Source organism: Spirosoma sordidisoli (assembly GCF_004138325.1).
Classification (GTDB): Bacteria; Bacteroidota; Bacteroidia; order Cytophagales; family Spirosomataceae; genus Spirosoma; species Spirosoma sordidisoli.
The window spans coordinates 737,850-763,229 of the sequence record NZ_SBLB01000001.1 but is presented as its reverse complement, the minus strand read 5'-3'; the positions used below and the strand labels follow the sequence as shown (position 1 = coordinate 763,229).

Here is a 25,380-nt window from a genome sequence, read left to right as displayed (position 1 = left end):
CGCAGGATGACCAGCACCTTTCACGTCATCAGGCTCGTCTGACTCGTATTTCGTTTCTTCCATGATCATCGATTCGCATCAGCATTTCTGGCAGTATGAGCCGGTCCGCGACGCCTGGATTACCGACGATATGTCGGCCATCCGGCGCGATTTCTTACCAGCCGACCTGGAGCCGGTACTGGCCGAAAACGGCGTCGACGGCTGCGTGGCGGTGCAGGCCAGCCAGTCGGAAGCCGAGACCGAATTTCTGGTTCAGCTGGCCCGGGCCTACGATATCGTTAAAGGTGTTGTTGGCTGGGTCGATCTGCAAGCGCCGACTCTGTCTGACCGACTGGCTCACTTTGCACAGCATTCGCTCATCAAAGGCTACCGGCATGTAGCCCAGGCTGAGCCAGACGATTTCCTGACGCGCCCGGGCGTAGTAGAGGGGATCCGTAAACTGGCCGATTTTGGACTGACGTACGACATCCTGATCTATCCCAGCCAGTTGAAAGCCGCCCTACACCTGGTTCGGGCGGTGCCGGAAGTTAATTTTGTCATCGACCATCTGGCCAAGCCATACATCAAAAAGCGGGACATCAACCGCTGGTCTAACTTCATGGCGGAGATGGCCAAACAGCCCAATGTGCACTGCAAACTGTCGGGGATGGTTACCGAAGCTGACTGGCAGGACTGGGGTAAGCGCGACTTTTTTCCATACCTCGACGTTGCCTTCGAGCATTTTGGTCCCGACCGGCTGATGTTCGGCTCCGACTGGCCCGTATGTCTGGTGGCGGCCAATTATACCCAGGTGAAAACGATTATCGAAGACTATGTAGAACCCTGGGGCGACGAGGTCCGCCTAAAGGTCTTTGGCGAGAACGCCACCCGCTTTTATCGGCTAGCGTAGCTTGTTTTCGAGTAGCATGATCCCGCTGCCGGGCCGGCGCCAGTAGTCCATCAAGTCGGTATGGCCGGGACCCGTCGGGCGAAAAAACGAGCCCAGCAGAATGTCGTCGTCGCCATCCTGGTCCACATCGCCCGCGGCCAGTCGTAGCCAGCGCCCCCGGTTAGCCGCCGGAAAAGAGCGCGGCATGAAGGACTGGCTGCCCCGGTTTTCGAAATAGATAAACCCGGCATAGGGCCGCTGCGAAAAATCGGGGAAATGGGCGATGGCTGCCAGATCGGGATCGCCGTCCTGATCGAAATCCCGGACAACGGTCTGGCTGGCTCCGTGCATCGGGTAAAACCAGGTTTGCCGAAACCGGAACCGGCCGTCGTTCTGGAAAATGCGGATGCCGTGGTAAGGCTTCAGCACCAGCGAATAGTCGGCGTTGTCGCCGTTGGTGTAGATCAGGTCGTCGTCGCCATCCCGGTCCAGATCGATCAGCTCGAGGTAGCTGGAGCCATAAACCGGCGGAAAGCGAAGCACGGTTTCTTTGCGGAACGAGCCGTTTCGCTGGTTGTAGTACACCGCCACCTGCTCGTCGCCCTGCGTCAGTAACGCCACCACATCGGGCCACTGGTCGTGGTTCACATCCCGCACGTAGGCTACGCGGGCGCCAGGAACCGCGTCCAGTACATGTTCCCGGTACCCGGTTTTCAACTGTTCGTGCCAGCTGAGTTTACCCAGGTGATGACCAAATTCGCAAATCAGCGCATCTTCCCGACCGTCGCGGTTGAGGTCGGCTATGGTTGTTTGAACGGGCCGTTGCAGGTTGGTAACCCGCATGGCCTGTGCGCGACTACGATCAGCCGACCGGGTTTCCCAGCTGCCTGCGGGCTGATCGTTCGGGTTCAAAATACCCACGGTCAGCAGGTCGAGACGCCCGTCCGGATGGCTGCGGAGGTCGACCACCGGGCTGCTGGTTCGTAGCGAATCAGTCCGTTGCAGGCGCTTGTTGAGGGCAAATAGATTACCGCGGGCGTCGGCTGCCCAGATCCGATGCGACAGCGAGTCGTAGGTGAGCAGCGTGATCAGACCATCGACGCTACGGTCGGAAGCATGAGCCGTAAACAGGGGCAAGGCTGACTGAATAGTGGTATGGGGGGCCTGCGCCGGGAGCGAGTCAGGGGCCTGCGCCACATAGTAGGCGACAATCTTCTGCCAGTCGGACGGATGAAGCGTTGGGTGTTCGGGGAATATGTTGGCTTCGATCAGGCGTTTCAGCTCGTCGGTGTTGCTGTAGCGCATGATTTCTTCCATTTGCCGATCCGACTGACCCAGGCGCAGGGCCATCTGAGGAAGCACCCCATTTTGCCAGGTGGCCTTGTCAAGTAAGGCCGGTGCCGGCTGGAGGTGGCAGCTGCCGCAGTAGGTCTGAGCCAGCTGTTGACCACTGAGTTGGGTAGGAGCGGGTGGCGTAGGGGCGGTGTCGGTTTTATTCGAAGACTGGCAGGCCACAAACAGCATGACACTTCCACAGACAACACCTACCAACCGGACCCACGACATACAAATGGCTTTTTACAAAGATAAGCCCGAAACGGGTAGCTCACCGACAGCAGCCCGGCTTTGACAACCAGACAAACATCAAATCGAAAAAATGCGTTGCTTTAGCATACCATAACCCCCTTTCGACACTCCATGAATTGCTTTGTTGGCGTAGACGTCGGTACAACCAACGTGAAAGCCCTGGCCCTGTCGGCCGACCTGAGTCAGGTGCTGGCGCATGCGTCGGCCCCCGTTGAAACGCTTCATCCTAAACCGGTTTTTGCCGAACAGGACCCCGCCCAGATCTGGTCGGCGTTCGTGCAGGTGATGGCTGAAGTGAACCGGGAGCTGGCCGGGGCCGGGCATACCATGACCCACCTGGCCTTCAGTACAGCGATGCATAGCCTCCTGGCCATGGATGCACAGGGAGAACCGCTCAGCCACGCGATCATCTGGTCTGACAACCGCGCTGAACAACAGGCGTCCGACCTCCGTACTACCCAGGCCGAACTGGGGCGGCAGCTCTATCAGCAGACCGGTATTCCGATGCATCCTATGGTGCCGCTCTGTAAGCTGGCCTGGCTGCGTGAACACGAGCCGCGCCTGTTGCGCCGGACGGCCTGTTTCGGGTCGATCAAGGAGTTCCTGTGGCATAAGCTGACGGGCGAGTTCGCGATCGACTACTCCATTGCTACCGCTACCGGCCTGTTCGACGCGGCCAACCGACAGTGGAGCGAGCTGGCCCTGGCCCATGCCGGTATTCGGGCCGACCAGCTCTCTACCCCGGTTCCTACTACCCACCAGCACCCGGTTCGGGAGAGTGGGCAAACGGCCGGTACGGGTCTGACCAGCGCGGTATCACTAGTGATCGGGGCTTCGGACGGGTGCCTGGCCAACCTCGGGGCGGGGGCTATCAAGCGCGGAACCACTACGCTCACGATCGGTACCAGCGGGGCCATCCGGCAAACCGTTCGGAAACCTCTCCGCGATGAGCAGGGACGGCTGTTCTGCTACATTCTGGACGATGACTACTACGTGGTTGGCGGGCCGACCAATAACGGGGGGAACGTGCTGGAGTGGGTCACCGAAAAGCTGGCGCAGGCCGAAACCGACGTGCTGCTGGCCGAGGCCGAAGCCATTGCGCCTGGTTCGGATGGCCTGCTGTTTTTGCCCTACCTGCAGGGCGAACGGGCTCCGCTCTGGGATGCCCACGCGCGCGGTGCCTACCTGCACGTAGAATGGCAGCATACGCGGGCGCATTTTGTGCGGGCTGCGCTGGAGGGGGTACTGTTCAACCTGATGCTCATCAACGAACTGCTGATGAAGCATACCGGACCGACCCGCGTTATCCACGCCAATGGTGGCTTCGCGCAGTCGCGGTTCTGGGTGCAGATGCTGGCCGATATGTCGGGCGTTCCGGTGCGGCTCAACGCCAGCAACGAAAGCGGTTCGATGGGCGGCATCCTGCTGACTATGAAAGCCCTGGGGCTGGTAGCTACCCTCGACGAAGCGGCTAAGCTGGTTGAGTTTGGGGATACCTACGAGCCCGATCCAAAGCGCCACCGGCTCTATCAGCAGGTGTTTAAGCGCTGGCAGCTGGGTCTGTCGCAGAATACCTGACCGAAAGTGTAGTCGTCTTCGTATCTTACCCACCCATCTAAATCCTTAGTCATACATGGCACAGAAAAAGTTTATCTTAGCCGAATCCGACATTCCGGAGCAGTGGTACAACATCGTGGCCGACATGCCCAACAAGCCGCTGCCTCCGCTGCACCCCGGTACCAAAGAACCCATCGGGCCGGACATGCTGGCCCCGTTGTTTCCGATGGAGCTGATCAAACAGGAGGTCACTAGCGAGAAATGGGTACCTATTCCGGAAGAGGTACGGGAGATTTATAAAATCTGGCGACCTACCCCGCTGTACCGCGCCACGGGGCTGGAAAAACTGCTCGACACGCCCGCCAAAATCTATTACAAATACGAGGGAGTTAGCCCGGCCGGGTCGCACAAGCCGAATACCGCCGTACCGCAGGCTTATTACAACAAGCAGGAAGGGGTCACGAAAATTACCACCGAGACGGGTGCCGGCCAGTGGGGAAGTGCCCTCAGTTTCGCCTGTCAGCATTTCGGCATCGAGTGTGAAGTGTACATGGTGCGGGCCAGCTACAACGGAAAGCCGTACCGGAAAATGATGATGAATACCTGGGGAGCCTCAGTATATCCGTCGCCCTCTGACCGGACCAACGCCGGGCGTAGTATTCTGGCACAGGACGCCAACTCGCCAGGAAGCCTCGGTATTGCCATTTCAGAAGCCGTAGAGATGGCGATGCATGACGAACACACTAAGTATGCGCTGGGGAGTGTGCTGAATCACGTACTCATGCACCAGACCGTTATTGGCCTGGAGTGCATCCGGCAGCTGGAGCAGGCCGGTGATTTTCCGGATATTGTGGTGGCGCCGTTTGGGGGTGGCTCCAACTTTGCCGGTATTGGGTTCCCGTTTCTGCGTTATAATCTGGAAGAGGGTAAGAGCATCCGCTGTATCGCGGCCGAACCGGCTTCGTGCCCCAAACTAACCCGGGGCGTATTCCGGTACGACCTCGGCGACACGGTCGGTATGACTCCGCTCTTGCCGATGTATACACTGGGCCATAACTTCATTCCGGCACCTATCCACGCGGGTGGTCTGCGTTACCACGGAGCGGGAGCTATCGTCAGCCAGCTTCTGCGCGACGGACTGATCGAAGCGCAATCGTTCAACCAGCTCGAGTGTTTCGACGCCGGTATCAAGTTTGCCCGCACGGAAGGCATCATTCCGGCGCCCGAGGCCAACCACGCCATCGCGACGGTTATCCGCGAAGCGCTCATCGCCAAAGAAGAAGGAACGTCCAAAACGATTCTGTTCAACCTCTGCGGCCACGGTCACTTCGACATGTCGGCCTATGAGCAGTATTTGTCCGGCAAACTGGTGGAGCACGAAGTCACGCAGGAGGAAATCCTGGCGTCACTCGCCGAGCTGGATACGCCTTTAATTGCTTAAGGATCAATAGTCAGGTCTATTTTTGTCACCCCTGCCGAGCTGGTATGCCGGCCGGTATGACAAAAATAGACCTGTTGCTCATCAGTGATTCGGGAGCAGCGTCACTCAGTAGGCTTCGTACTGGAATGTGTAGTGGGTTCGGCCTTGCTGTAGGTCCAGTTTATAGTAATCTACCCGTTCGATGAGCAAACCATTGTTGTCATACGTAAGCTGATCATCCGGACGAATTACATTATTGGGGCTGATCAGCTGTGGCGACACACCTATCCTATCTAATGTATAGCCCAGCTTGTAGTAAGGATTGGGTTTGTTGTCATATTGATAGCTAGTGATCGGGTTGCCAACAGGGCCTGCCGAGTAGCTACGTTCAGTCTTTATCAGATGATTGCCGTTGTACGAGTACATTACGGTGTAAACGGCATCACCAACCGGATAAAAATTAGTTTCAACCGTTTTGACAGGCAGGTTCTGGCTGCTGTACTCCACCGCTACCAGACTGTTGATCGTAAAGCTACCTCCTTCCTGTGCCGAGTATTTTTTTGCCGCAATCATATTTCCCTTCGTATCATAGTCGTAGGTAGTTCGCCCTGCAGTTGTGGTGTTGCCCGGAACGATTGGCGTTTCCGAGGTGATCAGGCGGCCCTGAGCGTCGTACTGTAGGAAGGTAGTAACGCCCGGGTAACTCTCGGCGCTGCTAGCCGATGTACCTCCCCGAGCCACGTATTGGCTAACGTTACCGTCCGTGTTGTAACTAAGTGTGTGCGACTGGTAGTACCGAAGTCCGGTTTGGATAATTTTTGTTAGGCGAAATCGCGGACTGGCTGGCGGAGCGACCAGGTGATCCTCGCAGGACCACAATGAAGAGACCAGCAGCAGGCCACAGAGGCCGACCAGGGAAACGTTGACTTTCATGGATGAATAGATTGAAATGTGTTGAACGCTGCAATCTATTATTATTCCATTTTTCAGTCAAAACCACTCGATTAACTGGATTTTAAATTTAGCAGACGGTAGGTAGTTTCGCCTACCACCGTACCTGACCGTCGCCGGTGACGATCCATTTTTCGGTGACCAGCTTCTCCAGCGCGAACGGACCCCGGGCGTGGAGTTTCTGGGTGGAAATACCGATCTCGGCCCCCAGTCCGAAGCAGCCGCCATCGGTGAAACGGGTCGATGCGTTGGCGTATACCGCAGCCGCATCCACCTCGCGCAGGAATTGATCGATAACTGGCTGATTCTGCGACAGAATGGCTTCCGAGTGGCGCGACGAATAGGCCTGTATGTGCGACAGCGCTTCGTCGGGGCCGGAAACGACTTTGACGGCGCACTTATAATCCAGAAACTCGCGGCCAAAATCGTCGGGCTGGGCGGGCTGCAGGTTCGTATAACCGGCTTTCTGAAAAATCGTATAAGCCGGTTCGTCGGCAAAAACCTCTACATTCCATTGGGCAAAATCGGCCGTAAGCATTGGCAGAAACCGGTCGGCCACGGCTGCGTCGACGAGTACACAATCGAGCGAGTTGCAGACCGATGGCCGCGACACTTTAGCGTTGACAACGATAGGCGCTGCCTTGTCCAGGTCGGCGGTGGCTTCTACGTAGGTATGGCAAACGCCCGCGCCGGTTTCGATCGTGGGCACGAGTGAGTGTTTCCGGACAAACTGAATCAGCGATTCGGAGCCGCGCGGAATGATGATGTCTACGTAGCGTACTGCCGTCAGCAGTTCGTTCACCACGGCCCGGTCGGGGGGGAGCAGGGTAACCGCTGCTTTGGGGACGCCAAACTCGACCAGTACGTTCTGAATCAGTCCAACCAGGTAGCGATTCGAGAAGTCGGCTTCCTTGCCGCCTTTCAAGACGCAGGCATTGCCCGAACGCAGGCAAAGCGACGCCACATCGACCGTTACGTTGGGCCGGGCTTCGTAAATGACGCCTACTACCCCCAGCGGTACCGCAATTTTCCGGAGGCTAAGACCCTGTTCGATGGTTCGATCGATCAATACCTCGCCCGTTGGATCGGGCAGGGTAGCTACCACCCGCAGGCTATCGACCAGCCCCTGTATCCGGCTTTCGGTAAGCTTGAGCCGGTCAAATTTGGGGTCGGTGGGGTCCATCCGGTCCAGATCACGGCTGTTTTCGGCAACGATCGGTTCCACCTGGGCCGCCAGCACATCGGCGAGCCGGTTGATAAGGGCGGTTTTCTGATCGGAGCTGAGCCGACGAACGGCGGCAGCGGCCTGTTGGGTAGCCTGCAGGAGCGGAGTAATAGGTGTCATACTCACAAAAGTACGATATCGTTGGCATTCGCCACATCAACGTTTTGTTGGTGAAGCTGTTGAACCAGCACGTCGGACGAAATCCGGGCCCGGGCTACCGCAACGGGCGTATCGTGTTCGTCGATGATCTCGACCATTTCGCCCGTGCTGAATTCGCCCAAAATGGCCCGAACACCCACGGCCAGCAGGCTCCGCCGTTGTTGCAGGGCGCGTACGGCACCCGCATCGACCCGAATGCGTCCCACCACGAGCGAGCCGCTGACGAGCCACCGGTTGCGGGCCGAGAGCGATGTTTCTGCCGGAATGAATTCGGTACCCAGGTCGCTCCTGAGCGCCCGGTCGAGGCTGTCGGGTTCGTTCAGGCCGAAGATGATGACCCGGATGCCCATGCGCGTGGCCAGTTTGGCAAAGGTGAGTTTAGAGGCCATGCCGCCCAGCCCCAATGATGATTTGTCGGTGCGGACGACCCCGAAAATTCGCTCGTCGAAGGTATCGACCCGGCGGATAACCTGGCCGTTGGCGTCCAGTAAACCACCTACCGAGGTGCAGAGCATGAGGGCTTCGGCCCCGAAACCGACGGCAATGAGCGTAGCCAGTTCATCATTGTCAGAAAACTTCAGCTCGCGGTTGCTCACTACGTCGTTCTCGTTGGCGATCGGAATAATGCCGTTGGCCCAAAGCTCTTCGTAGGTTTGCTTGAGCTGCAGAAACTGATCGCGGTTGGCAAAATGGTGGCGCTCACACAGGCTTTGGGCAATGGCGATGCCGTATATGGAAAAGAAACGGGAATACTGGTTGAGCAGCAACAGATTCCCTACGGCCGCGGCCGCTTTACGCTGGGTAATATCGCCCCGGTAGTCGTTAATGAGACCTTTGCCGGCACCGACTGCGCCCGACGAAACCAGCACGATCCGGTAGCGCGCGTGCAGCGCAGCCACCTGCCGGGCAATGTCGACCATGATGGGCTCATTGGGTTCGCCGGTGGGTTTGGTAATGGAAGCCGTACCAAATTTGAGGACAAGTACAGGTTTTGTCATGCGCGCAAAGATAGCGCAAGTATGGCATTAGCCCAGATTCAGGGGCGTATCGGCTTAATCGCCGGCGTGGTTTCTGAAGAGATGTTCAAACGCGTTTTCGGTGAAGCGGGCTTTTTTACGGATAGCCGACTTGAGCTGCTTCATGTAATCCGCTTTGGGAATTTCGACGGCCCCGAACCGCCGTACGTTATCATTGATGAACTGGGTGTCGAGGAGTTCGTACTGTTGCTCCCGGAGGGTCATGATAAGGTAATGAAAGGCAACTTTCGACGCATCGTTGACGTGATGAAACATCGACTCGCCAAAAAAAGCAGCGCCCAGCGATACACCGTATAAGCCGCCAACCAAACGGTTGTCCATATACGTTTCAACGCTATGGGCCAGCCCCATCCGGTGTAGCTCGGTATAGGCTTCTATAATTTCCTCCGAAATCCAGGTACTGTCGTCGGCCGACCGGGGTAGGGAGCAGTAGCGCATAACCTGTTCAAAATCACAGTTGACACGAATGTCGAAGCGTTGTTGATTGAGGATGGGGCGCAGCGATCGGGCGGGTTTGTAGCTATGGATAGGGATGACCGCGCGCGGGTCAGGTGCGTACCAGTACAGCGTACCGTCGGCATCGGCCATCGGGAAGATACCGTTGATGTACCCGTAAATCAGGTCGTCGGCGGTTAGCTTGTTCATGAAAGTCTTGGGCATGTCCTGATACAAAGATAAAAAAATACTTGACAATCAAGCAGTTTTCTGTTGGTGGTGCACAGCTTTATGCAGTGAATTACCTGTATGGTAGGGTGTTGCCGGAGAAGGGGTTTAGACAGACATGTGTCGATGCATAGCGGCCGTTTCCCGGCATCGGCCTATAAAGAATGGGTCGACTTCCGGCGGAAAAATGCCAAAGCTGATCGGGTGCAGATGGTCTTTGTCAGGAAGAATTAAACTAAACCCTTTCTGGTGTGTCTGATGTTTATCAAAAAACGATTCACAACCAGACATGAAAAAAGGATTTGCTTTGCTCCTGATTGCTACCCTGCCCGTATTCTTTAGCCAGTGTGGCGTAAACAAACAGATTTCACAGGCCAAAACCCTCGGCGACTGCCGCTATACCATTGCGTCGGCCGATAGCATTTACCTGGCCGGTACCGACGTCCGACAGTTTCGCAACCTCGAAGACCTGAATCCCGCGCGGTTTCCGCGGCTGGCGGCTGGTCTGCTGACCCGGAACGTACCGCTGGATGCGCGCATCAATCTGGAAATCACGAACCCTACAAACCGGCTGGCCGGTATCAATCAGCTGGAATACAGGGTGCTGCTGGCTGGCCAGGAGGTGTTCAACGGATTTCTGAATCAGCGCATCGAGGTGCAGCCCGGCGGAGGAAAAACGCGTGTGCCGGTTCGCCTTAACACCAATGCCTACCAACTGTTGACCGATCCCAAAACCCGCGACGCATTCGGCGATCTGGTACAGAACCTCTCGGGCTCGCCGAGCAGCAAACCTTCCAAACTGACCATTCGGATCAAACCGACACTCGATCTGCTGGGTGGACAGATCAACTATCCGGGCTACATCACGATAGATCAGGATGTGACGAACAAAATACTGATGGGCAATTAGGTCATGCGTATGATTGGTTTTTGGCCAGTCTGTCAGTCGCTTTCAGTAGCATTCCAGGTGCCCCGACTTTCTTAGGTCGGGGCATTTTTCTTGTCTGCTCTTTCTAAACCGATCATTAGCTTAGTTTCTCCTACTTATGTTCCGACTTGCATGCCTGCTTCTGCTGACAGCCTCTGCGGTTATAGCCCAACCCCATCAAATTCAGATTAAACATGACCCGGCCGCCAAACGGGTCGCGGTGACGGTCGATGGTAAACCGTTTACGGCTTATATCTACCCCGGACCAACCGTGTTGAAGAAGCCGGTGCTGTACCCGATCGTGTCGGCGGGCGGAAACGCAATCACCCGTGGCTGGCCGCTCGATCCGCGTCCGGGTGAGCGAGTCGACCATCCGCACCATGTAGGGATGTGGTTCAATTACGGCGACGTAAACGGACATGACTTCTGGAATAACTCGATAGACGTAGGCCCGGAGCATAAAGGCCCGTTCGGCACGATCCTGCATACGGGAATTACGTCGATGAAGGGCGGAAAGGGGCAGGGCGAACTGGTCGTCACCGCCGACTGGCTCGACAAGGATAATCAGCTGATGCTGCGCGAAACGACTACTTTCCGGTTTGGGGCCAGCGCCGACAGTCGTACCATTGACCGTATAACCACGCTTACGGCGGCCGGGAAAGAGGTGGTCTTCAAAGACAACAAAGAAGGGATGATTGCCCTCCGGGTAGCGCGCCAGCTGGAACAGCCTTCTACCAAGCCAGAGGTGTTTACCGATGCGCAGGGCGTAGCTACTAAAGTGCCCCTGCTGGACAATACCGGCGTAACGGGTCTTTACCGGAGCAGTGAGAACAAAGAAGGGGATGCTGTATGGGGTACGCGGGCTAACTCGGTTGCGCTGTCGGGGGTTATTGGTTCTGAGAATCTGGTAGTTACCCTGCTCGATCATCCCAAAAATGTAGGTTATCCGACCTACTGGCACGCCAGGGGTTACGGCCTTTTTGCGGCTAATCCGCTGGGCCCTAGCGTGTTTACAAATGGGAAAGCACCGGCTATGAATTATACACTGGACCCGGGCAAATCCGTCACGTTCCGGTATCGATTGCTTGTTGAGTCGGGTAAGGGAAAAACGTCGGCCAGGGTTCAGCCAACCGACTGGTAAATAATTACAAACCGCTCTGAAACAAAGGCGTACTTTGGCATATAATTTGACCAGGGGGTTTTCGTACCCCGTAAATGTGTTAAGTTCCGCATGTCTTGTACGCTCTCTCTCAATCTGTACTCACGCGTTTGTAGTAGTCTCTTTGCCTGCCTGATTGCCTGGGGGTCACTATCGGCGCAGCCGCGTGCCACGACAACGAAATATGCACCCCCCAGAACCCGGGTTGGTACTTCGCTGGACGGGTTGCACACCATAAAAAATGATAAGGTCGAAGTCGGTATCGATTTAAATTACGGCGGGGCTATGACCTACCTGGCGTTTCGGAACGACCAGGGCGGAAAAGTCAGTACCCGCAACATGATCAACAATGCCGATCTGGGTCGACAGGTACAGATTGCGTTGTACGGCGGTCCGCTCGACTACTCGAAGAACGGGGCGCCGGCCTGGACCGGTCTGGGCTGGGATCCCATTCAGGCCGGTGATACCTACAATAATCCATCCCGGGTTACGGCGTTCGAGAAGCAGGATAACCTGCTCTATGTAAAGTGCGTACCCAAGCAGTTTGCCCTTAACAACGAAGACGGAGAAGCCACCATTGAACACTGGATCAGGCTGGAGGGAAACGTGGTTAAAGTACATGCCCGTGTGGTGCTTTCCCGAAATGACAAGACACAGTACGAGGCCCGTCAGCAGGAGATGCCCTGTGTTTACCTGAACGGCGAATACCATAACATGTGGTACTACAAAGGCAACGACCCGTTTACAAACGCTTCTGCTGATGTTATTCGTCCCGTGCCGCCCAAAGAGCGGGTTCCCTTTGGCGACGTGTATCCAACCGAACCCTGGATGGCCTCAACCAACGTGAACCAGTATGGAGTCGGCTTGTATGTACCCAACAATTACGACTGGAAGAAAGGCTACTTCGGTTCCGATCTGGACGGCGATGAATATAGCCAGGTTGCGTCATACATTGCTGCCACCAACTTCGTTTTACTCGATCATAATATTGTCCATGAGTGGGATTACGCGTTGATCGTGGGGCATCTGAACGAAATTCGATCGTACGTGTACGCGCAGCCGCGCCCCGTTGCCGGTCCAAACTATCGGTTCGATACGTCGCGTAAAGGCTGGTATTACTACAATACGCAGGATACGGGCTGGCCAATTAATGGTAAGCTACGGGTGTTGCTGAACAACACGCCCAATAACCATATCAAATCGCCATTCGTATTCTGGAAGGGTAGGGAGGTGCCCAAGATATACATTCGGGCGGCATTCAGAAACAACGAGAGTCAGGATACTAAGTCTCCTTTTCGCCTGAGCTGGCGCCGGCCAGATGACGTTGCTCTCCTGCGGACGGATGATCGGCGAATGAATTTCGCGCTCGACAACGACGGGCAGTACCATACCTATGAGATCGATCTGAGTAAGAATGAGAACTGGATGAGCCAGAATATTGGGCAGATCGAGCTGCAGCCCGCCCCTGATGGGCCTCGTGTAAACGGGTGGCTCGAAATCGAGTGGATATCCACGTCTCCCAATGGTCCGGTAACGGAAACCATAAATTCGCCCGTTACGGAGGTTATAGTCCCACCTGTTACCCCGACCCCGGTCCCGGTCAAACAGCCCGATAACCAGGCTCCCGTGGTTCCGGTAGCTCCCGTGGTTCCGGTAACCCCGGTGGCGGAGGCCCCCAAAACCAACGAATGCCAGCCTAAGTGTGTAACTATTGTGGTTACGAGAATTCGATAAGGTATGTACCAGCCACAAAAAAGCGATACATCCATACATGGTGTATCGCTTTTTTGTGGCTGGTTCGTATTAATTCAGATGGACAAGGGCTGATCGATACACGCGGCCTTCAAGCTGATGCATCCAGTTGCGTAAGGTATCGTTCTCGCCGGTAGCCCGGTTTAGCTCACGATCGATCTGTCGGAGCAGAAAGAATAACTGGTGAACATGCAGCCATTGCTGATGCAGCTGAGCTACTTCCTGGGTCGACCGGCTAGTCTGACGGGCCTCGTGAGTCAGTTGCCGCAAACTCATTTTGAGGTGATAGCGCAGAATCATGAGCCGGCTGGCCATTGGCAGCTCGGCCGGGTCGCGCTCCATGTAAGAAATGCTTTTGGCCAGCATGTTATTACGCTGCTGAAGCTGATCTGAAACGATCATCCAGGCATGCTCGGCCCGGAGCGACTCATAGGTGATGGTTTTCATGGAATATGTACATTACGGTTTGGACAAATATACTGATCCTATTGAGTTAATAGTTGGTTAAGTCCTGCTGTTGTAAAATTTTAATCTGTCAAATGGTCGTTTGGCCGATGATTAGAGTGGTATAGTACAAAAAAGGTTTAATTCGTCTGGATAAAAACTCAATTGGCCGGATACAAAAAGCATTGCACAATTACAGTAACTTTCAGGTCTGAAATCTGCTCAACCATGACACGCATCAAATGGCTGGGGTTATCCCTTTTCCTGACCGGATTTGCCCTCTGGATTTTTACATTGACCCTGAGCCAGTTCCAGCTCACGGATTCTATACTCGATGCGTCAGTAAAACCTGAGCACCGCGACATCCTGCGCCAGCGGACCGCGTTCATGGCCAACAAAGTATATACCAACAACTGGTCCTTTATCAGCGACTTTCGGGGAGCTGTCAACGCGTACAATGAGGAGGTAAGGGCGCAGAAGGCGTGGGATAAAGTCATTTACGACGACTACGTTTTCGACATAACAAAAAATGCCTCGCTGGGGGTATTACACGACGGTAAGGTCTGGCTTTGGTTCTGGCTGAGTCTGGGGCTGGCTACCCTCGGCGGGCTGGTTTATGCGCTGACGGGGCTGAAACGGCTCCCCGGCATCGACAACAACCGACAATACCGGCACCCGGCTACTGACCGGGGCTGGATCGGGATCAGCGTGGGCGTTTTTCTGATTGGTTTCTACATAGCGCTTTACTTTTACCCCGAATACCTGACCAACTGGGTGCTACTGGTCGATCCTATTAGTCGCGCCCTGAACGCTGGTGCGGCCAGTCGGTGGTTTCTGTACGGGTTTCTGTACACCCTCGTTATTCTGGTCATGGGAGTGCGCATGCTGGTCAACTACCGGCACAGCCGCTATCAGCAGTTACGCACGGTATCGGTCATGTTTTTTCAGGTAAGCTTTGCCTTCCTGATTCCGGAAATCATGCAGCGGCTCAACCAGCCTTATCAGGATCTGAAGAATATATGGCCTTTAGACTATACCTTTTTCTTCGATTACCGCATCAATGAAAAGCTACAGGCCGGCTCACTTGGCATCTTTATGCTGGTCTGGGGTATTGTGCTGGCCCTGGTGGCGGTGCCTGTACTGACGTATTTCCTGGGTAAGCGCTGGTACTGCTCGTGGGTGTGTGGTTGTGGCGGCCTGGCCGAAACACTGGGAGATCCTTACCGCCATCTGTCAGACAAGAGCCTGAAAGCCTGGAAGGCAGAGCGGGTAATTGTGCATAGTGTGCTGGTATTTGCAGTTGGCATGACCCTGCTGGTGCTGTATACCTATTTTACCGGACAGCCTGCCATACTGGGCTTTCTGGATAGTTATTCCGTGCGCTCGGCCTATGGTTTTTACATTGGCTCCCTGTTTGCCGGGGTTGTTGGGACCGGTTTCTACCCGCTGATGGGCAACCGGGTATGGTGCCGGTTTGGTTGTCCGCTGGCGGCTTATCTGGGTCTGGTACAGCGGTTTAAGTCCCGGTTTCGTATTACGACCAACGGTGGTCAGTGTATATCCTGCGGCAATTGCTCGGCTTATTGTGAAATGGGAATCGACGTGCGGGCCTATGCCCAGCGCGGTCAGGATATAGTGCGCTCGTCCTGCGTAGGGTGCGGCATCTGCTCCGCCGTTTGTCCGCGGGGCGTGTTAAATCTGGAACTGGGTCCTGTATCGACGCGGAAGATATAAGCAGACCTGCCAGTTTTTTGACAGCCTGTGCTGGATTCGTGTAACACGCTTAACTTTACCGCCTACCGATAACCGAGACCCGCCCCTCTATGGACCCTATCTATCGCGCGCTGATCGTGTGTACCAATCACACCGATTATCCGACCAAACCGCACAAAACAGGATTATGGCTTAGCGAGGCCACTCATTTTTATGATGAGCTGGCTGACCGTAACCTGCCCTACGACATAGCCAGTCCCCTGGGCGGTCCCGTCCCGATCGATGAGAAAAGTATGGACCGGCGCGATACCGTCAACGAAAAATGGTACAGTAACCCTGTATTCAGGGATAAACTCGACAATTCGATCCGGCTCGACGACGTAGAACCGGCCAACTATCAGATTCTGTACTTGACGGGTGGGCACGGGACCATGTGGGATTTTCCGAACAACCCGCGGTTGCTGGAAATTACCCGGGATATCTACGAAAACGGGGGGATGGTAGCCGCCGTTTGCCACGGCGTATGCGGCCTCCTGAACGTGCAGTTATCCGATGGGTCTTTGCTGGTGAATAACCGGCAGATAACCGGCTTCTCCAACATGGAAGAAAAACTCGTTCGGCTCGATGAAGAGGTGCCGTTTCTACTTGAAGATGCGCTGCGCCAGAAAAACGCGCTTTATAGCAAAAGCATCATTCCATTTCTGCCCTACATTGAGGTAGACGAACGACTGGTAACGGGCCAGAACCCGCTGTCGGCGCGTAAAGTAGGGCGGAAAGTGATGGAAGAAATGTATGAAAAATAAAAAGGCACGGTATGTACCGTGCCTCCTGTTCTAGACCACTACGTTCGGGAAAACCTCCCGCAGCAACTTTAATTCCTGATCTTTTTCGGAAACGATAGGATTGCTGACACCCCAGTCGATATTCAAGTCGGGGTCGTCCCACCGAATTCCCGATTCGGCCCCTTTGTTGTAGACATTCGTGCATTTATAGCTGAAAATACTGTCTTCGAGGGCCACAAATCCGTGGGCAAATCCTTCCGGAATGTAAGCCATGTTCGCCAGACGCGCATCCAGCAGAAACGTTTCGTACTGGCCAAACGTAGGCGAATCGGGGCGGAGGTCAACGGCTACGTCAAGCACCTGACCGGTAATGACACGAACCAGTTTTCCCTGAGCAAATGGCTCGTTCTGCATGTGCAGACCACGCAGTACCCCCTTCACAGAAAACGACTGGTTGTCCTGAACGAAGTCCATGGGTAAGCCCAGCGATGCAAACATGGGCTTGTTGTATGATTCGAAGAAATAACCACGCTCATCGTCAAAAACGCGTGGAATCAGTTCTATCAGGCCCTCAATGGCCGTTTGCCGAACTTGCATAGGAGATTTGGTAGATACGAATACAGGAGACTTCTACAAATGTATGAAACCGGACTGGTAGTTCGTACTTTTGGGCGGAAGCTATTTAGTCTATGGCTTTTTTATCAGAATGACCTACCAGGAGTTAAGCGAACAGATTGCACAGAAGCAATCTTACCTATGCGTCGGCCTCGATACTGACCTCAAGAAGCTGCCCCATCACCTGCTGACAGAACCCGATCCGGTTTTTGCGTTTAATCGGGCCATCATAGATGCCACGGCCGACCTCGCGGTGGCCTATAAACCCAACATTGCTTTTTACGAAGCACAGGGCCCCCGGGGCTGGGAAAGTCTGCAGAAAACGCTCGATTATATCCCGGCCAACTGCTTCACCATTGCCGATGCCAAACGGGGCGATATTGGCAATACGTCGGGCCTGTATGCGCGGGCGTTTTTTGACCCTGCAGCCGCCGGGCTCCATTTCGACTCCATTACCGTAGCGCCCTATATGGGCCACGATTCCGTAACGCCTTTTCTCGACTACGAAGGAAAATGGGTCATTTTGCTGGCTCTGACGTCTAATCCGGGGAGTGCTGATTTTCAGCGGCAAAGCCTGGGCGAGCAGGAACTGTTCGAAGCCGTTATAGAAACCGCCAACAGCTGGGCAGGCCCTGACCGGATCATGTTTGTCGTGGGCGCCACCCAGGCCGCTGAGTTAGGACGTATCCGGCAGCTGGCTCCCAAAAATTTTCTGCTCGTGCCGGGGGTAGGGGCGCAGGGAGGGTCGCTGGAAGATGTATCGCGCTATGGGCTGACAACCGACGGCGGACTGCTTGTCAATGCATCGCGCAGTATCCTGTACGCATCCGGCGGTACCGACTTTGCCAGGCGGGCGCGGGCCGAGGCTGTGAGTCTGCAACAGGAAATGGCCCGTCATTTACAGGCAATACGTTAAGGGTAGTGAGCTAATTTCAGGTTTGTGTATATTTGCAGTAACTGACTTTTTTGTCAGTAGCCAGCTATCGTGCCCGAATCGTTTCTGTATTTCCTTTGGCAATATCAGTACATAAACCCCAGCCTGCTCGTCACGACCGATGGTGAGCAGGTTGAGGTGCTGCATCCGGGTTTCAGAAACCACGGGGCTGGTCCCGATTTCATTAATGCGCGGCTGCTCATAGGTGGACAGGAATGGGGAGGCACCGTTGAGATGCACACCCGAACCACCGACTGGCTGGCCCATCGGCATCAGCACGACCGCGCTTACGACAATGTCATACTGCATGTTGTCTGGCAGGATGATCAGCCGGCCAGCAGTCGCCGGGTCGAGCGCACCGATGGCACACCCCTTCCGACACTGGTTCTTGAACCCCTCACCGACCGGGCGCTGATCGATCGGTTCGGGCAGCTTCACGATTCCGCTGCGCCAATTCCCTGTGCTGCTCAGTTTCGGTCGGTGCAGCCGCTGCGGATAACGTCGATGCTGGATAAAGCCATGCTGCAACGGCTTGAGCGCAAAGCCGCCACCGTTCAGGCCATATTTGACCAGACAGGATCGGACTGGGAAGAAACGGCGTATCAGATGCTGGCCGTAAACATGGGGTTTAAGCTGAATGCGGAACCGATGGAGCAGCTCAGCCGGGCTGTCCCCCTGAAAGCTATTCTTAAGCATCGGGATAAGGTTATTCAGGCCGAAGCCATGTTGTTTGGAGCCGCCGGCCTGCTCGATGAATTAACCGATCCTGATGAGTACGGCGGCATGTTGCAGCGGGAATACCGGTTTCTGGCCGCCAAATACCAACTGACCGGGCTACAGGTGATGGCTCACGCCTGGAAGTGGGGCCGCCTGCGACCGGCCAGTTTTCCTACGCTTCGGCTGGCTCAGCTGGCCCGGCTGCTTACCCGGCACGCGAGTCTGTTTTCGCTGTTTGTGGCAACTACCGATGTTGAACTAATCCTTCAAGCACTACAGGTTACGCCCTCCGACTACTGGCAGACACATTACCGGTTCGGGAAAGCTACCGACAGGGGATCCCCGGCGCTGGGTCGTATGTCGGCCGAGAATATTGTTATTAATACGGTTGTGCCACTATTGGCTGCCTATGCTCATCACCGGGGCCAACCCGCCTATCTCGATCGGGCCATCGCTTTGCTGGAGCAGCTCCCCGCTGAACACAACCGACTGACCGAAGGCTGGAACAAACTGGGTATGGGCATTCAGACAGCTTTCGACTCGCAGGCGGGTATAGAATTGTACAATGAGTTCTGCACCCAGAAGAAATGCCTCAGCTGCCAGATTGGGGCCGGACTATTGAAAGGATAAATTACACCAGCGTTCCACCTGCTAAGAATCTATACATAAACTATAAACGTAAAGATTTATTAACGGATAGGTCCTGACCTCCGGCATACCTTTGTAACTGACCAGCGTACCCTGGTTGTTTATTCTACCCAAAACAATATGTATAAAATCTACAAACTACTCTCATCAACGATGGTGGGCGGGTTGTTTGTGCTGGCGCTGCTCAGGCCAGCCGACTCCCGGGCTCAGGTGTCTTTGTCGGCGGGCAATCTGACCTACACCCAGAACTTTAACGGGCTGGCCACCAGTGGCACTACCAATGCGGATTTGCCTGCCGGGTTTTTGTTGCAGGAGAGCGGAGGAGGAGGCCGTGATAACGAACAGTATGCTGCCGATGCGGGCACTGGAAACACGGGCGATACGTATAGCTACGGTTCAACCGGCAATGTTGATCGTGCGTTGGGGGCGCTGGCTTCGGGAACGCTGCAATCGGTTTTCGGCGTCGTTTTTTCCAATAACACCGGTACCGCTATTACCTCGTTAAACATCACCTACACGGGCGAGCAGTGGCGCGTTGGGGGAGGCAATCCACCCGCAGGTCCTCAGCGGTTAACATTTGCCTACATTGTCGGGCCTTCGCCCACGCTTAGTTCAACGGGTACTCCTGTAGACGCACTTGATTTTATAAGTCCCATATCAGGCGTTGCGGCTAGTGCTTTGGATGGTAATTTGGCCGCCAATCGGACAACGCTGACCCAAACCATCACCTTCGCAACGCCCGTTGAGGCTGGTCAGCAAATTTTACTTCGCTGGACAGATGCGAACGATACAGGCAATGATCACGGTCTGGCCATTGATGATCTGACGGTAACGGCGTCGACCGGCGGTGGGGTAGCCCTGCCAACGGTAACCCTGGCTGCCATTGACGCCAGCGCTGCGGAAGCCGGTTCTGATCCCGGCACGTTTCGTTTCTCCCGTACGGGTGCTACAACGGATCCGCTGACGGTAACTTATACGGTGGGAGGCACTGCTATCAATGGCACCGACTACACCCCGACTCTGAGTGGCACCATTACCATTGCCGCTGGGGCAGCTTCTGCCGATATCACCATAACGCCCGTTGACGACTCCGATTCGGAAGGCGCCGAGACGGCTGCCCTGACGCTGGCCAGTTCGACCAGCTATGCCGTTGGGGCCAGTCCTGACAACCTGGCAACGGTTGTTATTACTGATAATGAAAGTGCGCCCGTAACCCGAATCCGGACCATACAGGGTACCTCACATCGATCCCCCCTGTTCGGACAAACGGTTACCAATGTAACCGGCATCGTAACGGCGCGTGCGTCGAACGGGTTTTACATGCAGGATCCCGAGCCGGACGCTGATGACCGGACGTCAGAAGGGATATTCGTTTTTACGGGCAGTGGTACGGCGCCGGCTTCTACCATTTTGGTTGGTGACGGCGTGCAGGTAAGCGGGGTCGTTGGCGAGTTTGGCACGGGTACTAACCTAACCATTACGCAGATTACCAGCCCTACGGTAACTGAGCTGTCGGAAGGTCAAACGCTGCCAGCCGCAACGATAGTGGGTGCCGGCGGTCGGGCTATTCCGACTACCATCATCGAAGACGACAATTTCAGCAGTTTCGACCCCGCCACCGACGGTATTGATTTCTACGAGAGTCTGGAAGGGATGCGGGTACAGATCAACAACCCGGTTGCAGCCAGTCCTACAGTCACCAGTGGGGCAGCCCAGGGTGAAGTATGGGTGCTGGCCGATAATGGCGCTAACGTAACCGGCCGATCAGCACGGGGAGGTATCGTCATCAGCGCTGCTGACTTCAACCCGGAGCGCATCCAGATTGACGACAACCTGCTGAACCCGCCCAACAATAGTTTTGTCACGCCTGTGGTCAACACCGGCGCCTTGTTCAACACGATTACCGGGATTGTCAACTATGCGGCTGGTAATTACGAGGTGCTGGCTACATCCCTGCCGGTGGTGGTCTCTAACCCGCTGACCAAAGAGGTGACTGATCTGACCGGTACGACCGGTCAACTGACGTTTGGCACCTTCAACGTAGAGAACCTGGACCCGGGCGATGCTACGTTCTCGGCCATTGCGGGTCGAATCGTTACCAATCTGCGCTCACCGGACATTCTGCTGCTGGAAGAGATTCAGGATAACAGCGGCCCAACGAATAACGGGGTTGTAGATGCGTCAACGACGTTTGGCCTGCTGATCAATGCCATCACTACGGCTGGTGGGCCCACCTACGAATACCGACAGATTAACCCCGTGAACAACCAGGATGGCGGAGAGCCGGGAGGCAATATTCGGGTAGGTTTTCTGTTCAATCCGGCCCGGGTTACGTTCGTCGATCGTCCGGGAGGCACATCGACCAGCGCCACGACCGTGAACAACGTTGGCGGAAAGCCACAACTGTCGTTCAGCCCGGGGCGGGTTGAGCCCACGAACCCAGCCTTCGATGGGGGGGGCGCCAACAGCGCAAGCCGGAAGCCGCTGGCTGGTGAGTTCCTCTTCAACGGACAGACCGTGTTCGTGATTGGTAACCACCTGGTATCGAAAGGGGGCGACAATCCGCTGTTCGGAAATGTGCAGCCTCCCGTATTGAGTAGTGAGACCCAGCGCAATCAACAGGCCACGGTGATACGCGATTTCGTGCAGGCTATTCTGGCCGTCGATGCCAGTGCCAACGTCATTGTAGCTGGTGACCTGAACGATTTTGAATTTGCCAGTCCGCTCAATATCCTGAAGGCCGCTCCGCTAACTGCGCTGATCGAGACCTTGCCAGCCAACGAACGCTATACCTATAATTTTGAAGGCAACGCGCAGGCCATTGACCACATTCTGGTTAGTAACAACCTGACCGGCAATCGGCTCGACCGCATGGATGTGGTGCATATCAACTCGGAGTTCAACGATCAGGACAGCGATCACGACCCTAGCGTTGCCCGTTTCAACCTGGCTCCGGTTGCTACGCCACTGACTCTTACGATGCCGCTCTACAACTGTCAGACGGGGGGCATTACCTTCCGAACCAGCGGGGGCGATGGTACGCCCATCGAGTTTTTCGGACTGGGCATTACCCCGACCTGGACAACGAACCCGAACGGCACGATCGATGCCGAGAAACGCTCGGATCCCAACAGCGGCACCACCATTCTGCTCCGGGCTCGTCAGAGTGGCGCCGAGGTTACGTACGAATTCGATTTCGGGGCTTATTGCCGTACGCAGGGAGCGAATCTGCCGCCTGCCGTAAACCTGACATTACCTGCCCAGACGGGTACAGTAGGCCAGTTTTTCAGCTATAAGCTGCCCGATGGCACCTTCTCCGATCCGGAAAGTCAGCCGTTGACCCTGAGCGCGGCTGGTTTGCCCGCCGGTCTGAGCCAGACCCCGCCTGACCTGCGGCTGATCAGCGGCATTCCAACCCAGGCGGGTAGCTTCACCGCAACCATTACGGCCACAGACCCGCAAAACGGGGCCAACAGCCTGACGCTCGTGTTTACGATTCAGTCGGCGGCCGGGCCTACCCCGGGAAATGGGGCACTGGCGGTGAATAAACCGATTCCTAATCAGGCCGCTCTGGTAGGGCAGTCGTTCAGCTTCACGATTCCCGCCGACGCCTTCTCCGGTTCCGTTGCTTCGGTAGATGTAAGCGATCTGCCCCGTGGGCTGATGTATACAAGCAGCACCCGGACAATCAGTGGGGTGGTTAGCCAGCCCGACCAGCGGTACATAAACGTAACGGCGTCGGATGGCCAGGGCAACACCGTAAGAAGCGGTTTCCTGCTTACGTTCTCGACGGGCGCTCAGGGAAGTCTGGCCGTAGCGCAGACCATACCTGATCAGACCGGTACCGTTGGTCAGTTCTTCCGTTTCGCTATTCCGGCGGGTACCTTCTCCGGGCCGGTTACTGCTATTGATGTAAGCGATCTGCCCCGCGGGCTGTTTTACTACAGCGATACCCGCTTGTTCGATGGTACCGTTAGTCAGCCCGACCAGCGGTATATTACCGTAACGGCTGTTGATGGACAGGGGAATCAGGTGCAGACAACGTTCCTGCTTACGTTTACCAGCCCGAATCAGGGTAGCAACAGCGGAAGCCTGGCGGTAGCGCAGTCGATCCCCAATCAGACCGGTACGGTTGGCCAGCCCTTCAGTTTTGCGATCCCGGCCGGTACGTTCTCCGGCCCCGTGGCGGGCATCGATGTAAGTGACCTGCCCCGTGGACTGATGTACCTCAACCAGACCATCATGGGAACCGTCAGCCAGCCCGATCAGCGCGTGATTACGGTAACGGCCATCGATGGCGCTGGGCAGTCAGTACGCACCTCGTTTACGCTAACGTTTACCAACCCAAATGGTCGGTTAGCGGCCGCGGCTGAACCCGGTACCACCCTGACGGCTACGCTGCTGCCGAATCCGGTAGGCGAGGAGTTTACAGTTCGTATCAGCGGGGCGATGGGTAAAACCGTCGGAATCGTGCTGACCGATCTGGCTGGTAATGCCCTTGTCGACTCCTCGGTACCTGTTACCACTGCTGATCAGCTGGAACGGGTGCGGCTGGGTAGTCGGCCCGCGGGTCTGTACCTGCTGCGGTTGTCCGCCGGTCAGCAGACCGTCGTGCTTAAGGTAGTTAAGCAATAGGATTTTCCTGAGCAGACATAAAAAAGCCGGGCCGTTAATGCTATTACGCATCAACGGCCCGGCTTTTTATAGAATAAGCCGTCGGTTAGCTGACTACAACATCCTGTTTGGTAGCATCCCAGGTAACACGCTTACCGGTATGCAGCGCCATGGTTGCCATGATATTGGCAATGGAGTGGTTAAAGCCTGCTTTAGCGGGTGCGTTCGGCTCTTTACGGCTCCGTACGCATTCCATCCAGTTGCGCATGTGCAGCGACGTCATGGGGTCGGCTCCGGTATTGGCACCGGTTGCCATCTGGCCCATCGATTTGAGCTCCGTAGCAGCCAGAAGGTTTGGCTCCATTCCCATCTCTTTGGCCGGACCTGCCTGCAAACCACCCTCCGAGGTAATCTTGTTGGTATCGAGGTTGATCATGCCGCCGTTCGAGTAGTAATACTCTTTCGTGCCGCCTGCTTCGTTGTGCATCCGCGATGAATACAGCACCTGAAACCCTTTGGCTTTGTCGTTGTCCGGACCGTAATCGAACACGGCCGTAAACGTATCGGGGTTTACCCGACCGTCTTTCCAGACATACACACCCCCGTTGGCGACTACCGAGCGCGGATGTTCGAGACCGCTGAACCAGTGAACGGTATCGATCTGGTGCGACATCCACTGACCCGGAATGCCGGACGAGTATGGGTAGAACAGGCGGTACTCGAGGTATTTGCGCGAATCCCAGTCTACTTTGGGGCGGTTGAGCAGGAAGCGGGTCCAGTCGGTATCTTCTTTCCGGATTTCGGAAACCAGTTTGGCCCGGCGCCAGCGGCCGGGCTGGTTCACGTTCCAGGTCATCTCTACCATGCTGATGTCGCCAAATTTACCGGATCGGATAAAATCATTGGCGGCATGATAGTTGGGAGCCGACCGGCGCTGCGAACCGACCTGTACGATTTTCTTCGACTTTTCAACCGCTTTCAAAGCCTTGCGGGCATCTTCCAGCGATTCGGCAAACGGCTTTTCGACGTACACATCCCGGCCAGATTCTACGGCATCGACGCAGTGGAGCGCGTGCTGGAAGTCGGCAGTGCTGATGATGACCGCATCCACGTCTTTCCGATCCAGGAGTTCGTCGTTGTTGCGGGCTTTGAAGAAGGCGCTGTCGTTCCAGCCCTTGCCTTTCAGAAATGATTCGGCTTCATCGCGACGGCGGCTCCAGATGTCCGAAACGCCCACAAATGCAAAATTCATGTCTTTGGCGTGGTTCATGAACGACGGCGCCAGCGATTGCCGGAACCGGTCCGAGAAACCGATGATCCCTACCCGAACCCGGTCGTTTGCGCCCAGAATACGAGCGTAACTGCTGGCCGAGAAGCTGGCCGTCGGCAGCGCAAGGCCCAGGCCGGCCACGGCCGTTTTTTTAATAAAATCGCGACGATTTTCCATAGTGACGTAGTATCTCTGGTTTATAAAATAAGCTGTATGCCGTTACTTCATCATCAGCCTGTTACTCGCCTGACGTTATCCTGGTAAAGTCATGACTGGCAGGTACTTTACTTGGCGGATGCTCAGAATTTGGGCGACAGGCTGGTTACCTGTTCGGGTC

The 25,380-nt window shown here is 55.6% G+C and carries 19 protein-coding genes; 11 read left to right on the top strand and 8 right to left on the bottom strand.

Annotated elements, in window-relative coordinates; all coding sequences use genetic code 11:
• Positions 1 to 61: 61 nt before the first annotated feature.
• Positions 62 to 889, top strand: a complete 828-nt coding sequence (locus EQG79_RS03355) for an amidohydrolase family protein (RefSeq protein ID WP_077920276.1) — start codon at positions 62 to 64, stop codon at positions 887 to 889.
• Here EQG79_RS03355 and EQG79_RS03350 read toward each other — a convergent pair.
• A complete protein-coding gene (locus EQG79_RS03350) occupies positions 881 to 2,434 on the bottom strand; it encodes an FG-GAP repeat domain-containing protein (RefSeq protein WP_129599906.1) in 1,554 nt (517 codons plus the stop codon). The two genes, EQG79_RS03355 and EQG79_RS03350, sit on opposite strands and share 9 nt — an antisense overlap.
• Positions 2,435 to 2,566: 132 nt before the next feature.
• Between EQG79_RS03350 and EQG79_RS03345 the strand changes: the two genes are divergently transcribed.
• Both EQG79_RS03345 and EQG79_RS03340 read left to right on the top strand, forming a co-directional pair.
• Positions 2,567 to 4,033, top strand: a complete 1,467-nt coding sequence (locus tag EQG79_RS03345; protein ID WP_129599904.1) for a gluconokinase — start codon at positions 2,567 to 2,569, stop codon at positions 4,031 to 4,033.
• 55 nt (positions 4,034 to 4,088) lie between these two features.
• A complete protein-coding gene (locus tag EQG79_RS03340; protein WP_129599902.1) occupies positions 4,089 to 5,453 on the top strand; it encodes a TrpB-like pyridoxal phosphate-dependent enzyme in 1,365 nt (454 codons plus the stop codon).
• 105 nt (positions 5,454 to 5,558) lie between these two features.
• On the opposite strand, the gene EQG79_RS03335 is transcribed toward EQG79_RS03340, so the two are convergent.
• The 4 genes from EQG79_RS03335 to aat form a co-directional block, all read right to left on the bottom strand.
• Entirely contained in the window at positions 5,559 to 6,365 is an 807-nt protein-coding gene (locus EQG79_RS03335; protein WP_129599900.1) for a hypothetical protein, read from the bottom strand.
• Positions 6,366 to 6,477: 112 nt separating this feature from the next.
• Positions 6,478 to 7,728, bottom strand: a complete 1,251-nt coding sequence (locus EQG79_RS03330; protein WP_077920271.1) for a glutamate-5-semialdehyde dehydrogenase — start codon at positions 7,726 to 7,728, stop codon at positions 6,478 to 6,480.
• Between the two features lie 2 nt (positions 7,729 to 7,730).
• A complete protein-coding gene (gene proB, locus EQG79_RS03325) occupies positions 7,731 to 8,765 on the bottom strand; it encodes a glutamate 5-kinase (protein WP_129599898.1) in 1,035 nt (344 codons plus the stop codon).
• Between the two features lie 54 nt (positions 8,766 to 8,819).
• Positions 8,820 to 9,449 (bottom strand): leucyl/phenylalanyl-tRNA--protein transferase, encoded by a 630-nt coding sequence (gene aat / locus EQG79_RS03320; protein WP_077920509.1) that lies wholly within the window; start codon positions 9,447 to 9,449, stop codon positions 8,820 to 8,822.
• Between the two features lie 307 nt (positions 9,450 to 9,756).
• On the opposite strand from aat, the gene EQG79_RS03315 reads away from it, so the two are divergent.
• From EQG79_RS03315 to EQG79_RS03305, 3 genes are all read left to right on the top strand, one after another.
• A complete protein-coding gene (locus tag EQG79_RS03315; RefSeq protein WP_129599896.1) occupies positions 9,757 to 10,377 on the top strand; it encodes a hypothetical protein in 621 nt (206 codons plus the stop codon).
• A 136-nt stretch (positions 10,378 to 10,513) separates the two neighbouring features.
• Entirely contained in the window at positions 10,514 to 11,536 is a 1,023-nt protein-coding gene (locus EQG79_RS03310) for a DUF6807 domain-containing protein (protein ID WP_129599894.1), read from the top strand.
• A 90-nt stretch (positions 11,537 to 11,626) separates the two neighbouring features.
• Positions 11,627 to 13,288, top strand: a complete 1,662-nt coding sequence (locus EQG79_RS03305) for a hypothetical protein (protein ID WP_129599892.1) — start codon at positions 11,627 to 11,629, stop codon at positions 13,286 to 13,288.
• A gap of 69 nt (positions 13,289 to 13,357) precedes the next feature.
• Here the strand turns inward: EQG79_RS03305 and EQG79_RS03300 are convergent, their stop codons facing one another.
• Positions 13,358 to 13,753, bottom strand: coding sequence for a hypothetical protein (locus tag EQG79_RS03300; protein WP_077920266.1), 396 nt, complete (start codon positions 13,751 to 13,753; stop codon positions 13,358 to 13,360).
• 225 nt (positions 13,754 to 13,978) lie between these two features.
• Here EQG79_RS03300 and EQG79_RS03295 point away from each other — a divergent pair, with 225 nt between their 5' ends.
• Both EQG79_RS03295 and EQG79_RS03290 read left to right on the top strand, forming a co-directional pair.
• The gene (locus tag EQG79_RS03295) at positions 13,979 to 15,484 is read left to right on the top strand and encodes a 4Fe-4S binding protein (RefSeq protein WP_129599890.1); all 1,506 of its coding nucleotides are present in this window, start codon (positions 13,979 to 13,981) and stop codon (positions 15,482 to 15,484) included.
• A gap of 89 nt (positions 15,485 to 15,573) precedes the next feature.
• Positions 15,574 to 16,266, top strand: a complete 693-nt coding sequence (locus EQG79_RS03290; protein ID WP_077920264.1) for a type 1 glutamine amidotransferase domain-containing protein — start codon at positions 15,574 to 15,576, stop codon at positions 16,264 to 16,266.
• A 30-nt stretch (positions 16,267 to 16,296) separates the two neighbouring features.
• Here EQG79_RS03290 and rfbC read toward each other — a convergent pair whose 3' ends face one another.
• A complete protein-coding gene (gene rfbC, locus EQG79_RS03285; protein ID WP_077920263.1) occupies positions 16,297 to 16,842 on the bottom strand; it encodes a dTDP-4-dehydrorhamnose 3,5-epimerase in 546 nt (181 codons plus the stop codon).
• Between the two features lie 109 nt (positions 16,843 to 16,951).
• Between rfbC and pyrF the strand changes: the two genes are divergently transcribed.
• The 3 genes from pyrF to EQG79_RS03270 all read left to right on the top strand — a co-directional run bounded on the left by pyrF (position 16,952) and on the right by EQG79_RS03270 (position 23,794).
• Complete coding sequence (gene pyrF, locus EQG79_RS03280) at positions 16,952 to 17,776, top strand: orotidine-5'-phosphate decarboxylase (RefSeq protein WP_077920262.1); 825 nt, start codon at positions 16,952 to 16,954, stop codon at positions 17,774 to 17,776.
• A 69-nt stretch (positions 17,777 to 17,845) separates the two neighbouring features.
• Positions 17,846 to 19,141, top strand: a complete 1,296-nt coding sequence (locus EQG79_RS03275; protein ID WP_129599888.1) for a DUF2851 family protein — start codon at positions 17,846 to 17,848, stop codon at positions 19,139 to 19,141.
• A gap of 138 nt (positions 19,142 to 19,279) precedes the next feature.
• Entirely contained in the window at positions 19,280 to 23,794 is a 4,515-nt protein-coding gene (locus tag EQG79_RS03270) for a putative Ig domain-containing protein (protein ID WP_129599886.1), read from the top strand.
• A gap of 85 nt (positions 23,795 to 23,879) precedes the next feature.
• Here the strand turns inward: EQG79_RS03270 and EQG79_RS03265 are convergent, their stop codons facing one another.
• Positions 23,880 to 25,220 carry a Gfo/Idh/MocA family protein gene (locus tag EQG79_RS03265; protein ID WP_129599884.1) on the bottom strand — a complete coding sequence of 447 codons (1,341 nt, stop codon included), beginning with the start codon at positions 25,218 to 25,220 and terminating at the stop codon, positions 23,880 to 23,882.
• Between the last annotated feature and the right edge of the window lie 160 nt (positions 25,221 to 25,380).

What these genes read in the sequence shown, in the direction of transcription:
- EQG79_RS03355 (WP_077920276.1), top strand. Translation starts at nt 62, where the DNA reads ATGATCATCGATTCGCATCAGCATTTCTGGCAGTATGAGCCGGTCCGC.
- EQG79_RS03350 (WP_129599906.1), bottom strand. Translation starts at nt 2,434, where the DNA reads ATGTCGTGGGTCCGGTTGGTAGGTGTTGTCTGTGGAAGTGTCATGCTG.
- EQG79_RS03345 (WP_129599904.1), top strand. Translation starts at nt 2,567, where the DNA reads ATGAATTGCTTTGTTGGCGTAGACGTCGGTACAACCAACGTGAAAGCC.
- EQG79_RS03340 (WP_129599902.1), top strand. Translation starts at nt 4,089, where the DNA reads ATGGCACAGAAAAAGTTTATCTTAGCCGAATCCGACATTCCGGAGCAG.
- EQG79_RS03335 (WP_129599900.1), bottom strand. Translation starts at nt 6,365, where the DNA reads ATGAAAGTCAACGTTTCCCTGGTCGGCCTCTGTGGCCTGCTGCTGGTC.
- EQG79_RS03330 (WP_077920271.1), bottom strand. Translation starts at nt 7,728, where the DNA reads ATGACACCTATTACTCCGCTCCTGCAGGCTACCCAACAGGCCGCTGCC.
- proB (WP_129599898.1), bottom strand. Translation starts at nt 8,765, where the DNA reads ATGACAAAACCTGTACTTGTCCTCAAATTTGGTACGGCTTCCATTACC.
- aat (WP_077920509.1), bottom strand. Translation starts at nt 9,449, where the DNA reads ATGAACAAGCTAACCGCCGACGACCTGATTTACGGGTACATCAACGGT.
- EQG79_RS03315 (WP_129599896.1), top strand. Translation starts at nt 9,757, where the DNA reads ATGAAAAAAGGATTTGCTTTGCTCCTGATTGCTACCCTGCCCGTATTC.
- EQG79_RS03310 (WP_129599894.1), top strand. Translation starts at nt 10,514, where the DNA reads ATGTTCCGACTTGCATGCCTGCTTCTGCTGACAGCCTCTGCGGTTATA.
- EQG79_RS03305 (WP_129599892.1), top strand. Translation starts at nt 11,627, where the DNA reads ATGTCTTGTACGCTCTCTCTCAATCTGTACTCACGCGTTTGTAGTAGT.
- EQG79_RS03300 (WP_077920266.1), bottom strand. Translation starts at nt 13,753, where the DNA reads ATGAAAACCATCACCTATGAGTCGCTCCGGGCCGAGCATGCCTGGATG.
- EQG79_RS03295 (WP_129599890.1), top strand. Translation starts at nt 13,979, where the DNA reads ATGACACGCATCAAATGGCTGGGGTTATCCCTTTTCCTGACCGGATTT.
- EQG79_RS03290 (WP_077920264.1), top strand. Translation starts at nt 15,574, where the DNA reads ATGGACCCTATCTATCGCGCGCTGATCGTGTGTACCAATCACACCGAT.
- rfbC (WP_077920263.1), bottom strand. Translation starts at nt 16,842, where the DNA reads ATGCAAGTTCGGCAAACGGCCATTGAGGGCCTGATAGAACTGATTCCA.
- pyrF (WP_077920262.1), top strand. Translation starts at nt 16,952, where the DNA reads ATGACCTACCAGGAGTTAAGCGAACAGATTGCACAGAAGCAATCTTAC.
- EQG79_RS03270 (WP_129599886.1), top strand. Translation starts at nt 19,280, where the DNA reads ATGTATAAAATCTACAAACTACTCTCATCAACGATGGTGGGCGGGTTG.
- EQG79_RS03265 (WP_129599884.1), bottom strand. Translation starts at nt 25,220, where the DNA reads ATGGAAAATCGTCGCGATTTTATTAAAAAAACGGCCGTGGCCGGCCTG.